Genomic DNA, 12,915 nt, shown 5'->3' on the forward strand with positions numbered 1-12,915 from the left:
TTTAGAACATGTCCATTCCGCCGTTGACCGCGGCGGTGGTGCCGGTCATGAAACCGCTGTCCTCACTGGCATAAAAGGCGACCGCCTGGGCCACATCGGCGGGCAGCGCCAGCCGGCCCACCGGGGTGGCGGCCACTTGCCGCCGGGTCTGTTGGTCGTCGAGTACGTGCGAGATCCTGGTTTCGGCGACCGGGCCGGGTTCCACCACATTGACCGTGATGCCCTGCGGGCCGAGCTCCTGGGCGACGTAGCGGCCGAACTGGGTGAGCGCGGCTTTGGCCGTACCCAACGCGATCATGTCCGCGCGGGGCCGGCGGGACAGACCGGTGCCAAGGAAGATGACGCGTCCCCAGTGCTGTTCGGTCATGGCCGGTAGGACCGCTTTGGTGACCACGAAAGCGGCGCGCATCTCGTCGTCGAGCTTGCCGCCGAGTTCTTCCCACGTCATGTCCCGGAAGGGCTTGATCGCGTACGGGGTAAGGGCATTGTGCACCAGAACGTCGATGCCGCCCCATGTCTGTCGTACGCGCTCGACAAGGGCGTCGACGGCCGCCGGGTCGCGTACGTCCGCCTGCACGGCGATGGCCTGGCCGCCGGCGGCTTCGATGCCGGCGACCACCTCATGCGCAGCCGCCTCGCTGTGCAGATAGTTGACCACCACTCGCATCCCGCGGGCGGCCAGCAGGCGCGCGGTGGCCGCACCGATGCCGCTGCTGGACCCGGTCACCAACGCCACTCTGCCGGTCACGGTCTCGCCTCCGAAACTGAGGAAACTATTTCCGTTTCCATAGTTTCCATCGCTAATCGGGCGCTGTCAAGGCGCTACAGATCACCTCGAGCGGCCGCGATCCCGCGCAGCGCTGCCCGCATGGTTTCCGCGTTTTCGCCGAAAAACCGAACTAACGGAACTGTTCGACCAGGCCGCTCCGTGTCCAGGTGGAACACGTCCTTCCCGTGAAGGAGGCCGCCAAAGCGTACGAACTTGGCGAGACCAACCGTACCCGCGCAAAGATCGTCCTGGCGGTTTAGCGTCGTGGCAAGCAATGTCGGTCGGTGGTGGTCATCGTGTTCTGGCCCCTTCAGTCCTTGGGGAGGGCGTCGACGACGACCTGAAAGCGGCGTGGGTCGAAATAGTCGTGATACTCGCTGATCAGGCCGTCGCGGAAGCGGAAGACGGCGATGTTGTCGTTGGTGTACTCCACGCCGTTGCGCAGGCGCGCCACGTTGCGGTATTCGACGCAGACCGCGTCGGAGTCGGCGGCTGGATATACGCCGGTGAGGTTGGCCTGGAAGAGGTCGAAGTTGGCCATCAGGCCGTGGAAACCGCCGACGATCTCGGCCTTGCCGCGGATCTCGGTGGGGAAGCCTTCGGCTGGGTAGGGGACGGTGATCACTGCTTCGGGGTGCCACAGGTCACCCCAGGCCGTGATGTCCTTTTCCGACAGTAGGCGGAAGAACTCGCGGGCGATGGTTGCGTTGTCGACAGTGGATGTCGTCATGGTTTTTCCTCTTCGTTGGTGAAGGCCGTGTCCCTGGCAAGGTGTTCCCAGGCGTCCAGTTCGGCGGTGAGATCGGTCGTGTGCGCGCGGATCGCGTCGACGGCGTCCGCGCCGAGAGCGAGATGTAAGGGCGGGTGGGGCGCGTCGAGGGCGGCCCGGATGGCGTCCGCTGCCTTGGCTGGATCGCCCAACTGTCGGCCGTCGTTGCGCCTGACCATTTCGCGGGTCGCGCCGACGGTCGCCGCGTACGCGGGCAACTCGGCGCTGTAGTCGGAGGCGGTGAGCAGGTTGGTACGGAAGTTGCCTGGTTCGACGCCCATCCCGAACTGACCAGGGCGCTGAGCCGCGCGACGCTGCAGTCCGGCGCGCTGCTCCGGCCGGACTACTACGCGACCAGCGACCTGTTCAGCGCGGCCATCGAGGTCGGGCAGCAGCGCGGCGAGATCCGGCCGGACGTCGACCCGAGGGCCGTTGGTCGGCTGCTGATCGACGGTTACCTTGGTGTTGTCTACCGGTGGGCGGTCGAGGATGCGGCGCCATCGCCGGAGCGGGACTTCGTCCAGACGGTCGACCTCGTCGTCGAGGGCATCCGGACGCGACCCGCGTGAGGGTGACTATGCGGATCTGGTTTCCGCGATCGTACGCAACGTCGTCCGCATTTTTGTCGCGTGGGGGCCGAAAAACTTGGTATCCAGAGTGCGGGCGACTCTCGGTCGCCTGTCGGACGAGCGCGCGGCCGGCGGGGGTGAGGCTGAGGCGTACGGCGCGGGCGTCTGTTGGGTCCGTACGTCGCTCCAGCAGGGCGCGCTCTTGCAATGCGCGGACGATTTTCGAGGTCATCATCCGATCCGCACCGGCCTGTTCGGCGACCGCCTGCTGGGTGGGCGGACCGGCCACGTGCTCCAACCAGCCCGCCGAGGCGAGCAGCATGAACTGGGTCGGCGTGAGGCCGAGCGGGCGCAGTCCGGCGTCCAGTGCGGCTCGCCAGGTCAGCGCCGCGTGATGCAGCCAAAACCCCGGCGACAGCATCGGCCCGGAGTCGCTGTCGGTCATCAGGTGCGGGCCTTGTCCCGTGCGGTTTTTTCCAGGGCGGCAAACGTTTTGAGCATGTCCGTACGAATGCGTTTGCCGAAATAGAACCGAAAAAGCGGCACCAAGGGTCCGCGTACGTGCACGATCTTGGTGCACCGCACCCCGCCGTCGACCGACTCGAAGAGGTTGTCCCCGCTGAGTTTTCCGCCTGGCAGTGGGCATTCCGACGACCATTTGCGCTGCTCGACCACCTCGGTGATGGTCCATTCGGTGGCCGGGCCGCCGTGCGGTTTGGACCAGCCAGTGGTGCCGACGGCGAAGGTGCCGTCGAGTCGGGCGCCTTCCTCGTGCGGGTCCCAGGAGGGCCAGTTGGCCACGTCGGTGACGACCTCCCAGATCGCGTGCAGGTCGGCATCGATGGTCATCTCGGCCTTGATCTCGTACATTGCCAGCTCCTCGTTCTTGTTGTCGCGACAACTATAACAGTTGTCGCGACAACAATGCAAGGATCAGACGGCCCGAATCCGCCAGGTCTGCTCTGGACCGCCGGTGCAGGCCATCGCGACGACACCGGCGCCGTCTTCGAGCGACGAGTCGCGTACGGCCAGGCAGTTCCCCGAATCCACCGCGCGCAGCGTCAGGTAGTGCCAGCCCTGAGAAGGCCCGTTGGACCGAGCCGAAAACAGCTGACCAGGTGCGACCGACTGGTACGGCGACACCTGAAGACTGGCGTCCGGGTCGGTGTTGGCCAGCGTCAGGACGAGCCAGCTGCCGGTGTCGTGCTGCAGGTTCGGGACCCCGTCACGCGCCGGGTTCCACTCCTGGTTGTCCGCTCCCCAACAGGACCACTGCATCACCCGCGCGCCGGCGCGGTTGTCCTGGTCGGTCTTGTCGAGGCATTTGCCCGAGCGCACGTTGAGGATCTGGACGAAGCGGTTCGCGAAGGCACCCTCCCGAACCGGCGGAATCGTGCCTGACGAGGGACCACGAAAGACGAAGACCAAGGCAGCGACGACGACCACGACACGACCGTGCCGCGCCGCGAGGAGCGCGATCCATCGCCAGCGATGCCGGCGAGGCGGTTCGGGCGGGCTTGGAACCTCGGCAAGCGACGCTCGTACGCCCTGCAGCCACTGTACGTCCGCCGGCAGCAGCTGCAGCGCGGTCAGGATGGCGCACAGCTCATGCTCGCTCGGCGGATCGCGGCGGGCGTTCTCGATCTCGGAGATCCGCTCCCGGCGGATCGGCTGCCGGTGCGAGCCGGCTCGGACGCTGACGCTGGTCTGGGTCCGCTGCTGGTGGGTGCGGACGGTCTTGAGATGGGCGCCCAGCTGCTGCCAGCTGGCGATCCGCGGCCGCTCGCTGCCCTGCGTGCTGGTCGCTGTCACCGCTGCTGCCCCCGAGGTCGTGTGCGTGAGTGTGGCGACAGCGTAGCGACACCTTTCGCCACAGATTCCCACCGTACTTGCCGCAAGGTCACCGTTGTCAGCAAAATTCGGGAAAGGTGGCTTTTCGGTGACCGCTAAGAAGATCGCGCCAGCGCTGATCGCGCTCCTGCTCGGGGTCGCGTTCCTGTTCGTGAGTACGTCTGTCGCACAGGCCGCGCCGACCAAGATGTGTGGCAAGTACTCGTCGAACCAGCGGCTCAGCCGCGGCCAGGTGATCAGCCGCGCCCAGTCGTGGCTGAACAAGGTGCCCTACAACCAGAACGCCTGCTACTCCAACAGCAACGGCAACTACCGGACGGACTGTTCGGGATACGTGTCGATGGCCTGGGGCCTGTCCTATTCGCGTACGACCGCGGACATTCGCGGCGTCACCAACAACATCAGCCGCGGCAGCCTCGCCCCGGGTGACGCGCTCTGGCACCGCAGCGGCGGCTTCAACCACGTGGCGCTGTTCGTCAAGTGGGGCAACGGCGGCCAGGCGTGGGTCTACGAGGAGTACAACACCGGCCACAAGGCCGAGCAGCGGCTGTGGAAGGCCTCGCAGGTGAACAGCTTCACCCCGATCCGCTACGGCAACATCTACTAACTAACTCCGGGGCGTACGGACCGGCCGCGTGGGCCGGTCCGTACGGCATCAGGCTGGTTCGGAGAGCGAAAGCGCGAAGCGCTGGTCGGGGTCGGTCCACCAGTGGGTGACGGTGAAGCCGGCGGCGGCCAACTCGGCCTCGATGCCGGCGCGTTGGAACTTCGCCGAGATCTCGGTACGAATCTCCTCGCCGGCGGCGATGGTCAGCGACAAATCCAGGTCGGCGATCCGGACCTGCTGGTCGGTACGCGATCGCAGCCGCATTTCGATCCATTCATTGACCGAATCCCAGACCGCGACGTGCTCAAAAGAGTCAATGTCAAAGTCCGCGGACAGGTCGCGGTTGATGACGTGCAGGACGTTCTTGTTGAATTCCGCGGTCACCCCGGCGGCGTCGTCGTACGCGGGGACCAGGATGGCCGGGTCGATGACGAGGCCGGTGCCGAGCAGGAAACTGTCGGCCGGCCCCATTCCGGCGCGGATGCCCGACAGGAAGTCAGCGCGCTGCGCGGGCGTCAGGTTTCCGATCGTACCGCCCAGAAAAGCGATGATCCGCCGGTCGGCGTCGGGCAGATGGTCGAGATGTTTCTCGAAATCGGCAATCAGGCCGTGAACTTCCAGCTCCCGGTAGTCGGCCAGCAAAGCCTCGCTGGCCGGGATCAGCGCGCCCGGGCTCACGTCCACCGGCACATAGCGGCGCAGCGTGCCGGCCTTGTCGAGGGCATCCAGCAGCAGCCGGGTCTTCTCGGACGACCCCGATCCGAGCTCGACCAGCGTGTCGGCCGGGCAGGCCACGGCGACGTCACCGGAATGCGTACGCAGCAGTTCCCGCTCGGTGCGGGTCGGGTAGTACTCCGGTAATTCGGTGATCTGGTCGAAAAGCTCGCTGCCGCGCTCGTCATAAAACCACTTTGGCGGCAGCGTTTTCGGGGTAGCGCCCAGGCCGGCGCGTACGTCCGCGGCCAGCGCGGTGGCCAAGTAGTCCTCGGGCAGGTGGCTGTCCAGCGTGAAACGGTCGGACATGAAAAATGCTCCCTCAGGAATAAGAGTCAAGTGAGCGCAGCGTGACGCCGTCGGTGGTCGCGGTAACCACGGTCGCGTCTGGCACTTCGGTCCACTGTGGAGAGTCGTCGTACGGTTCGGAGGCGACCACCACGAAATCGTCGCCGCGGAGGTAGTAAAGCGACTCGCCGCACCGGGTGCCGGCGATCCGCTCACCGTCGGTGAGCAGGAGATTGAGACGGCCGGTGGCGGTCGCGCGTACGTCGTTCACCACAGTCGCCAGCGAAAAATCGAGGCTGTCACCGGAAACCAGGCGTTGGCTTACGAGCGCCCACAAAACCGCCGCGTCGGTCGGCGCGTCCAGCGTCATGAGGTCGGCCGTACGCACCGTGGAAGCGAGCTTTTCCAAGGACTCCGGCCAGCCGTGCACGATCCCGTTGTGGCTGAAAAGCCACTGCCCGGAAGAAAAAGGAGCGCAGGCGCCATCGGAGACAGGCATGCCCTCGGATGCCGATCGTACGGCCGCCAGCACGGCCGGCGATCGCAAGGACGAAGCCAGCGACGGGAAGGAGGTGTCCGTCCACATCGGAACGGCCCGTCGATAGCGGCCCACACCGTCAGGGCCGTACCAGCCGACCCCGAAACCGTCCACGTTGACGGTCGCGGTGCCGAGCACTCGCCGCGGTGCCCAGGCCTGCCGGTGCAGCCCGTACGTCGGCTCCAGAAGCAGCGACGACAGGGTGACCGGTGGGCCCAGGTATGCCAGATGTCGGCACACGGTCAGGAAATCTCGGCCGGTGTCGCCGTCCGGGCGCAGCGGAATCCGGTGAAGATCTGCCGTCGAATAGGGAAGTCCCAGTTCCGGAACGTCGACCGGCAGGCCGCGAGGTCGGTGCCGAACGAGCCGCCGCGCAGGATGCGGAAGTCGTCCGTACCGAAGAAGACCTCCGAATACTCCTTATACGGGAAGGCGGTGAAACCGGGATAGGGAGCCAACGGTGAGGAAGTCCATTCCCACACGTCACCGATCATTTGCTGGACGCCATAGGCGGACGCGCCCTGTGGGTACGCGCCGACCGTGGCCGGTTGGAGATGGCGTTGGCCGAGGTTCGCGTGCGCGGCGCTCGGATCGTCGTCACCCCACGGATAACGCCGAGATCGATCCGACGCGGGGTCGTGCCGAGCGGCCTTTTCCCACTCCGCCTCGGAAGGCAGCCGCTTGCCCACCCAGGCCGCGAAAGCTTCGGCTTCGTAGAAGGAAACGTGCAGCACCGGCTCATCCGCTGGCACGGGTTCCACCTGCCCGAACCGCCGGCGCAGCCAGCGTTGTCCGTCCCGTTCCCAGAAAAGCGGCGCGGACAGCCCGGCGGCCATCCGGTGATCCCACCCGGCTGCCGACCACCAGCGTGGGTCGTCGTAGCCACCGGCGGCGAGGAAGCCGATGTATTCGGCGTTGGTGACGGGAAAAGTGTCCATCCAGAAAGCGGGCACGTCGATCTGGTGAGCCGGCCGCTCGTTGTCCAGCGCCCAGGGCTCGACGCTGGTCCCCATGGTGAAAGGACCAGCTGGGACCAAAACCTGCGACGGGTACGAGTGCGCGGCACCGCCGGTCGGGTGCGGTGGCGCCGGCGCGCTCAGGACCGGCTCGCCGGCCCGCAGTTGGTGGGTCGCCAGCATGGTCTCGTCGTGTTGCTGCTCGTGTTGCACGATCATCCCGAAAGCGAAGCCGGACCGTACCAGCCGGCGGGCCGTGTCCACGCCAACATCGGTGCTGTCCAAGACATCCAGCACCTTCGTGCGTACGTCCCCGACATAACCGCGAGCCTCGCCGGGGCCGAGCAGCGGCAACGCCGGCCGGTCCGCCCGGGCGTTCTGGAACGCGTCATAAAGGTGGTCGATGTCCTCCCGCAGTGGGTCGCGACCGCCCACGTCCCGTACCAGCCAAAGCTCTTCCTGGTTGCCGATGTGTGCGAGATCCCAGACCAGGGGGGACATCAACGGCGAGTGCTGCGCGGTCAGGTCGGACTCGTCGACGGCGTCGGTCAGCAGCTGGGTCCGCTGCCGGCTCCGGGTCAGCTCGTCGGCGATGTGTTGCTTCAGGTTCGTGGCGCCGGTGGGCGTCATCGGGAAACCTCCGGTGAGAGGGTGTCGTCGGCGGGGGATCGCCCCTTGACGGTGTACGTCTGGAAGAAGTCCTCGACTCGCTCGACGATCGCGGCATCGGCGTTTGTCCGCCGCAGAGCCCCAATCGAAGCGTCCAGGATCGCGATCGCCGCGGTTCCGATGGCCGGGTCGGCCAGCCCGTACCGAGCGGCTTGGGACCAAAGACCGGACACGGACTCGGCCGCGCCGGCCGCCACGTCCGCCGCGATCGGGTCGTCCAGCAGCGCCGAAAGCACCGCCAGCGGCACCACCCAACCGTCGCCTGGCTGGGCGTCCAAATAGCGCACCTCCAGGTGGCTGCCGCGCGGCCGGACCGGCGGAAACAGCGTCGAGAGGTGATAGTCCAGGTCGTCGTACGTCGGCGCCGGCAGATGCTTGCCGGCGATCCAGTCGGCGAAGGTCAGCGGGCCCGGGGGACTCCAGTCGGATCCGTCCCCGCGGATGGCGATGACCTGGGCGTCCAGCGCATACCGGGCATAACCGGCCGCTGGCTCCAGCGCGAGATCGGGTTGGCTGGTCCGACCGGGGTCGGCGCCCGACCACAGCTTGCGCCGGGTGGACTTCCAGCCGGTGTCGCGGCCCGCGAACCGCGGCGAGTTCGCGAAGGCGGCCACCAGCGGCGGCCCGATCAGGTGTAGCAACCACCACCGTTCCCGAGACGTCAACCCGGTATCGACGCAGATCTGAACGGCCGCGGTGGAGCACATCCCGCCCACGCCATCGGGCCCGTACGAGTCGAAATGGTGATTCATGGCCGCATAGCGCGGCGTACGAAGGATGCGCTGAGGATGCCGATACTCGTCGACGGCCGCACCGCACCGGATGGTTCGATGGCCGCGTCGCGGAGCAGGTGCCGGAGGTAGGTGGCGTCGGCAGTGGTGGCGGCGATGCACTCGGTGAGCCCGTGGTACGGCTGAGTGCTGATCTCGATCTGGCCGCCTGGCTCGACTGTGACGAAAGAGCCTGCCGGGAGAGCTGTTGCGGGGCTGTTGACAGCGATGCTGGTCGGCGTGTGTGGACCCAGTGCGGCGGTGAGCCGCTCCACCCCGATCGCTGTCGCGGGGTTGTCCCGATCATGCAGAATCCATTCGAGCTCGATGCCCAGAAGCGCTGGTGGACCGGTCTTGAAGCAGGTGGATGCGACATACACCTCGGCGTCGGTGATGCGGGAAACCGTGCGGTTCCGCAGCGTCGGGGTAGCCGCATCCCGGTGGATGAGGTTAGTCATGAACTCCACCCAAGCACACCGGTACGACAGTTGCTCGTCATTGATCTGACGAATTGGTTACGTACGAAGGCGACATTCAGGGAAGGAATGCCCTATTTGCCGCTCCAGAACGTCACCCCCATTTCGTCGAATCGGACGAAAAGGGCACTTAGCCAGTCCGGTCAGGGTTTTGACGAGGGAGCGACGGCGTCGTAGAACTGGCGGCCCATGAGCGTACGGGCGTGGATGAGCGGGTGCGTTGGGCCGAAGTTGGTGTTGTCGCCGTCTCTGGTGGCGAACATCGCGTACGTGAGCGCTGGCTGGCCGCCGGCGGTGAAGATCACGCCGGCTTCGTTGCGGCCGCTGTTCAGGGAGCCGACCTTGCTGGCGACTCGCAGCCGCTCGGTGGTCGACATGTTCAGCCGGATGCCGTCGGTGTACGCGATCGGGGAGCGCAGGATCGTCAGCAGGTAGCTGGTCGAAGCGGCCGCGAGGAGTTTGCCGGTGGCCAGGGCCTGCAGCAGGTCGTGCGCCTCTTTCGGGGTGGTCTTGCCAAGGAAGAACCGGTGCGGGTCGGCGGCCGGTGTGACCTGGGTGTGCGGGAAGCCTTTCGCGGTCATCGTGGCGTTGATCTCGGAAGCCGTACACACCAGTCCGCAGAGCCGGACCGCGGTGTCGTCGGACACCGTGAGCAGCGCGGAGAGGGCGTGCCCGACGGTCACGTTGCTGGGGTAGGCGCCGTCGAGGCGGAAGATGCCGTCGCCGTCCGGGATGACGATGTCGGCGGTGACATCGACCTTCGCGTCCAGCTTGAGGGTGCCCTTATCGACCTTGTCGAGCACCGCCGTCGCGACGGCGAGTTTGTTGATGCTGTACGCCTCGACGACAGCATCTGACCCGACATCGACCGCAGCTATTGCAGGTGCCGGGGTGCCGGCCACCGACACGTATGCGTTCCAGGTGCCGCCGGCCTGTGCGGACGCGGTGTCGTACGACGCCTTCACGAGCTCGGCGACTCGGTGCGGATCGGCGCTGGGCGATGGGGTGGGCGTGGCAGGCGGAGTGGGCGATGGCGACAGGGTGCCGACGGCTGGCGCGCTCCCGGTCGCGTACGCGCCGCCACCGGGCGAGCACGGTGCTGGCGGCGCTGACGGTGCCCAGCCGCAGAGCTGTTCGGCGGCTCACGTTCGGCATCCGGGCCTCCTCGACGAGCGACAGGGATCCGTTTGATAGCGATTCGTCCGTTATGAGTCTAAGGAGGGGGAGGCCGTTTTCCGGCTGACCGCAGCCGGCCTGTCGCCGTGTCCGTCAAGTTCTTAGGATCGAATTCGTGACTGAACCGAGGTTCGACCGTACCCACACCGACGACCTGATGCGCTTCATCCAGGCGAGTCCGTCGCCGTACCACGCCGTGGCGAACGCCGCGAAACAGCTGGTCACGGCCGGTTTCACGGAAACCGCCGAGACGGACGCCTTCCCCACCGAGCCGGGCGGTCACTACCTGATCCGGGGCGGCACGCTGGTCGCGTGGTGGGTGCCCGACGGCGCGCCGGCGCACACGCCGTTCCGGATCGTCGGTTCGCACACCGACTCGCCCAACCTGCGGATCAAGCCACGCCCGGACACCGGCCGGGCGGGGTGGCGGCAGGTCGGCATCGAGGTCTATGGCGGCCCGCTGTGGAACTCGTGGCTGGACCGGGACCTCGGGCTGTCCGGCCGGCTGGCGCTGGCCGACGGCAGCCAACGGCTCGTCCACATCGAACAGCCGTTCCTGCGGGTCCCGCAGCTGGCGATCCACCTGCATCGGTCGACCAACGAAGCGCTGACGCTGGACCCGCAAACCCACCTCGAGCCGGTGTGGGGCCTCGGTACGCCGACAGATGGCGAGCTCATCGCGTACGTGGCCAAGCACGCGGGCGTCGCCGCCGAGGACGTGCTCGGCTGGGATCTGATGACCCACGACGTGCAGCCGCCGGCCTACCTCGGCCGCGACGGCGAGCTGTTGGCGGCGCCCCGGATGGACAATCTGGTGTCCGTACACGCCTCTGTCGCCGCGGTGATTTCCGCGGTCGGCAACGGCGACTCGATCCCGGTGATGGTCGCCAACGACCACGAGGAGATCGGCAGCAAGTCCGACACCGGCGCCGAAGGCCCCCTGCTCCTGACGGTCCTGCGTCGGCTCGTGCACAGCCGCGGCGGGTCGTACGACGACGAGGCCCGGGCGCTCGCCGGTTCGTTCTGTATCTCGGCGGACATGGGCCATGCAGTGCACCCGAACTATCCGGAAAAGCACGAGCCGAACCATCAGCCGGTGCCCAACGGCGGCCCGATGCTCAAGGTGAACGCCACCCAGCGATACACCACAGACGCCAACGGTCGGGCACTTTTCGCGACCACTTGCGAAAAAGCGGGCGTACCATGGCAGATTTTCGTGTCCAACAACCGGCAGCCGTGTGGCAGCACGATCGGCCCGAGCACGGCCGCCGGGGTGGGCATTCGTACGGTCGACATCGGCGTCGCGGCGCTGTCGATGCACTCGGCCCGCGAACTCTGTGGCGCCGCCGACCCGTATTTGCTGGCCTCCTGCCTGGCCGCTTTCTCGAAGGTTGAGCTTTAGTGATGAAAGCTGGCGTTGGCGCGTACGGGAGTGGTCTGCGCCTGCAGTTCGGGCAGTAGTCGCTTGATGTCGGCGACCAACTGGTCGGCGAGCGCGGCGGAGAAACCGTTGCGGACGACCACTCGCAGGACCGCGAGATCCGTACGGTTCTCCGGAAAGGTGTAAGCCGGTAGTTGCCAGCCGCGTTCGCGGAGTCGCCGCGACACGTCGAAAACCGTGAACGCGGTCACGTCCGGCTGGGTGGTGAAGGCGAAAACCGGCAGCTGGTCGCCGCGGGTCAGCAGCTGGAACGGGCCGAGGTGCGCGATCTTGGCGGCCAAATCCATCGCGATGTCCCGCGATGCCTGCTGGACAATCCGGTAGCCTTCCCGGCCCAGCCCGTAAAAAACGTGTAGTACTGAGCGGCCACCTGCGCGCCGGGCCGGGAGAAGTTCAGCGCGAAGGTGGGCATCTCACCGCCGAGGTAGTTCACCCGGAAGACCAGTTCTTCTTCGGGCAGTGCCTCGCGATCGCGCCACACCCCCCCCCCCCCCGGATAAACCAGCCCGTACTTGTGCCCTGAGGTGTTGATCGACGCGACCCTGGGCAGCCGGAAATCCCATTCCAGCCCCGGATCCAGGAAGGGCGCGACCATTGCGCCGGAAGCGCCGTCCACGTGCACCGGAATGTCCAGGCCAGTCTTTTCCTGCAGAGTGTCCAAAGCCGCCGCGATCTCGGCGATCGGCTCATAACTGCCGTCGAAAGTGGAGCCGAGAATGCCGACCACGCCAATGGTGTTCTCGTCGCAGCGGGCCACCGCCTCGGCCGGCGAGATGACATATCGATCGCCTTCCATCGGTACGAACCGGGGCTCGACTTCCCAGTAGTTGCAGAACTTCTCCCAGCAGACCTGGACGTTGATGCCCATCACCAGATTCGGCTTGCCCTTAAGCCCCTTGGCCGCCCACCGCCGTTTCAGCGCCATCCCGGCCAACATGCACGCCGGACGAGCCGGTGGTCGAGCAGCCAATGGTGGTGGTCGGGTCGGCCGCGTGCCAGAGGTCGGCGAGGATCGCCACACAGCGGCGCTCCAGCTCGGCGGTCTGCGGATACTCGTCCTTGTCGATCATGTTCTTGTCCGCACACTCGGCCATCAGCCGGGCCGCCTGCGGTTCCATCCAGGTGGTCACGAAGGTGGCCAGGTTGAGCTTGGCGTTGCCGTCCAGGATCAGCTCGTCGTGGACCAGCTGGTAGGCCGCCTCCGGCGGGATCGGCCCGTCCGGCAGGCTCGCGTACGGCAGCTGGATGTCCTCGCTGATCGCCGGCGAGGCTTCGGTGAGCATCGGATTCACCGTGTGCCGCGACGATTCCGGCCTCTGTCC

General features: G+C 66.7%; 15 protein-coding genes and 1 pseudogene. 3 read left to right on the forward strand and 13 right to left on the reverse strand.

What is annotated here, in order from left to right; genetic code table 11:
* Nucleotide 1 precedes the first annotated feature (1 nt).
* The 6 genes from GNX96_RS31890 to GNX96_RS31915 form a co-directional block, all read right to left on the reverse strand.
* Nucleotides 2-748, reverse strand: coding sequence for an SDR family NAD(P)-dependent oxidoreductase (locus GNX96_RS31890; protein WP_163571706.1), 747 nt, complete (start codon nt 746-748; stop codon nt 2-4).
* 331 nt (nt 749-1,079) lie between these two features.
* Entirely contained in the window at nt 1,080-1,499 is a 420-nt protein-coding gene (locus GNX96_RS31895) for a nuclear transport factor 2 family protein (protein WP_163571707.1), read from the reverse strand.
* Nucleotides 1,496-1,819: a Rossmann-fold NAD(P)-binding domain-containing protein gene (locus GNX96_RS31900; RefSeq protein WP_163571708.1), complete on the reverse strand. Its 324-nt coding sequence runs from the start codon at nt 1,817-1,819 to the stop codon at nt 1,496-1,498. Before GNX96_RS31900 ends, GNX96_RS31895 begins: the two co-directional genes overlap by 4 nt.
* An 85-nt stretch (nt 1,820-1,904) precedes the next feature.
* Entirely contained in the window at nt 1,905-2,552 is a 648-nt protein-coding gene (locus GNX96_RS31905; RefSeq protein ID WP_163571709.1) for a MarR family winged helix-turn-helix transcriptional regulator, read from the reverse strand.
* Nucleotides 2,552-2,977, reverse strand: a complete 426-nt coding sequence (locus GNX96_RS31910; protein WP_163571710.1) for an SRPBCC family protein — start codon at nt 2,975-2,977, stop codon at nt 2,552-2,554. Before GNX96_RS31910 ends, GNX96_RS31905 begins: the two co-directional genes overlap by 1 nt.
* A 63-nt stretch (nt 2,978-3,040) precedes the next feature.
* Nucleotides 3,041-3,919: an RICIN domain-containing protein gene (locus GNX96_RS31915; protein ID WP_163571711.1), complete on the reverse strand. Its 879-nt coding sequence runs from the start codon at nt 3,917-3,919 to the stop codon at nt 3,041-3,043.
* A gap of 127 nt (nt 3,920-4,046) precedes the next feature.
* On the opposite strand from GNX96_RS31915, the gene GNX96_RS31920 reads away from it, so the two are divergent.
* On the forward strand, nt 4,047-4,565 hold the full coding sequence (locus GNX96_RS31920) for an NlpC/P60 family protein (RefSeq protein ID WP_163571712.1): 519 nt from the start codon (nt 4,047-4,049) through the stop codon (nt 4,563-4,565).
* Nucleotides 4,566-4,613: 48 nt separating this feature from the next.
* Here GNX96_RS31920 and egtD read toward each other — a convergent pair whose 3' ends face one another.
* From egtD to GNX96_RS31950, 6 genes are all read right to left on the reverse strand, one after another.
* The gene (gene egtD / locus GNX96_RS31925) at nt 4,614-5,588 is read right to left on the reverse strand and encodes an L-histidine N(alpha)-methyltransferase (RefSeq protein ID WP_163571713.1); all 975 of its coding nucleotides are present in this window, start codon (nt 5,586-5,588) and stop codon (nt 4,614-4,616) included.
* A gap of 13 nt (nt 5,589-5,601) precedes the next feature.
* Entirely contained in the window at nt 5,602-6,345 is a 744-nt protein-coding gene (gene egtC, locus GNX96_RS31930; protein ID WP_163571714.1) for an ergothioneine biosynthesis protein EgtC, read from the reverse strand.
* A gap of 2 nt (nt 6,346-6,347) precedes the next feature.
* Complete coding sequence (egtB, locus tag GNX96_RS31935; protein WP_163571715.1) at nt 6,348-7,691, reverse strand: ergothioneine biosynthesis protein EgtB; 1,344 nt, start codon at nt 7,689-7,691, stop codon at nt 6,348-6,350.
* Complete coding sequence (locus GNX96_RS31940; protein WP_279582055.1) at nt 7,688-8,554, reverse strand: glutamate-cysteine ligase family protein; 867 nt, start codon at nt 8,552-8,554, stop codon at nt 7,688-7,690. The genes egtB and GNX96_RS31940 overlap by 4 nt, the downstream gene beginning before the upstream one ends.
* Nucleotides 8,479-8,958 carry a glutamate-cysteine ligase family protein gene (locus GNX96_RS31945; RefSeq protein WP_163571717.1) on the reverse strand — a complete coding sequence of 160 codons (480 nt, stop codon included), beginning with the start codon at nt 8,956-8,958 and terminating at the stop codon, nt 8,479-8,481. Before GNX96_RS31945 ends, GNX96_RS31940 begins: the two co-directional genes overlap by 76 nt.
* Before the next feature lie 161 nt (nt 8,959-9,119).
* Nucleotides 9,120-9,941: a serine hydrolase gene (locus tag GNX96_RS31950; RefSeq protein ID WP_279582038.1), complete on the reverse strand. Its 822-nt coding sequence runs from the start codon at nt 9,939-9,941 to the stop codon at nt 9,120-9,122.
* A gap of 46 nt (nt 9,942-9,987) precedes the next feature.
* Here GNX96_RS31950 and GNX96_RS56855 point away from each other — a divergent pair, with 46 nt between their 5' ends.
* Nucleotides 9,988-10,167, forward strand: coding sequence for a hypothetical protein (locus GNX96_RS56855; RefSeq protein WP_279582039.1), 180 nt, complete (start codon nt 9,988-9,990; stop codon nt 10,165-10,167).
* Nucleotides 10,168-10,267: 100 nt separating this feature from the next.
* Nucleotides 10,268-11,554 (forward strand): M18 family aminopeptidase, encoded by a 1,287-nt coding sequence (locus GNX96_RS31955; RefSeq protein ID WP_279582040.1) that lies wholly within the window; start codon nt 10,268-10,270, stop codon nt 11,552-11,554.
* On the opposite strand, the pseudogene GNX96_RS31960 reads toward GNX96_RS31955, so the two are convergent.
* Nucleotides 11,551-12,876 (reverse strand): annotated as a pseudogene (locus GNX96_RS31960) (glutamate decarboxylase). The gene GNX96_RS31955 and the pseudogene GNX96_RS31960 overlap by 4 nt on opposite strands.
* Between the last annotated feature and the right edge of the window lie 39 nt (nt 12,877-12,915).

Source organism: Fodinicola feengrottensis (genome assembly GCF_010993775.1).
GTDB lineage: Bacteria > Actinomycetota > Actinomycetes > Mycobacteriales > HKI-0501 > Fodinicola > Fodinicola feengrottensis.